Origin of the sequence: Staphylococcus sp. HMSC62B09, from assembly GCF_001839115.1 — a bacterium.
GTDB lineage: Bacteria > Bacillota > Bacilli > Staphylococcales > Staphylococcaceae > Staphylococcus > Staphylococcus haemolyticus.
In genome coordinates this window covers 1-474 of the sequence record NZ_KV840123.1, presented here as the reverse complement: position 1 = coordinate 474, position 474 = coordinate 1, and the positions used below count along the sequence as shown (strand labels likewise).

Below are 474 nucleotides of genomic sequence, written 5' to 3'. Positions count from 1 at the left end.
AGAAACGCGACAATCGATTGCCAAAGATTTAAGTAAGTTAGGTGCAAATGTGAATCAGATTGCTAAATACTGTAATCAACATCAACATAAAGCACCGAATTATGATGGCTTGGAATATAATATCAAAGCGGTGCGTGAAAGGTTAGATGAAATATGGCAAAGGCTAAATTAAGGCGAGTTCTTATTACCTTGTATTTAATAATTAGTGCTGGGGTAATTATCTTTTCTATATATCCAAAATAATGCTTTTTTTGAAAATAAATGGGTAATAATAGCAATCTTTATTTATGTACTTATTTTTCGAATTATTCTTGATGTTATAGCACCTAAACAGAAACGAAGTGATGATGATGGCAACAACTAAATTAAGTGCCACCAAATCAACGTCACGGGCTATCAACTATGCTGAAAAACGTGCGGTTGAAAAAAGTGGTTTAAATTGCGACATAGACTATGCCAAAAGTAGTTTTAAAG

Annotated in this window: 1 protein-coding gene and 1 pseudogene; both read left to right on the top strand. The window is 32.7% G+C overall.

What is annotated here, in order from left to right:
* Window positions 1–172, top strand: a 172-nt coding sequence (mobC, locus tag HMPREF3265_RS04800) for a plasmid mobilization relaxosome protein MobC (RefSeq protein ID WP_141764267.1), incomplete at its 5' end; no start/stop codon positions are given.
* A 178-nt stretch (window positions 173–350) separates the two neighbouring features.
* Window positions 351–474: pseudogene (locus tag HMPREF3265_RS04795) on the top strand (protein rlx); the annotation flags it as partial.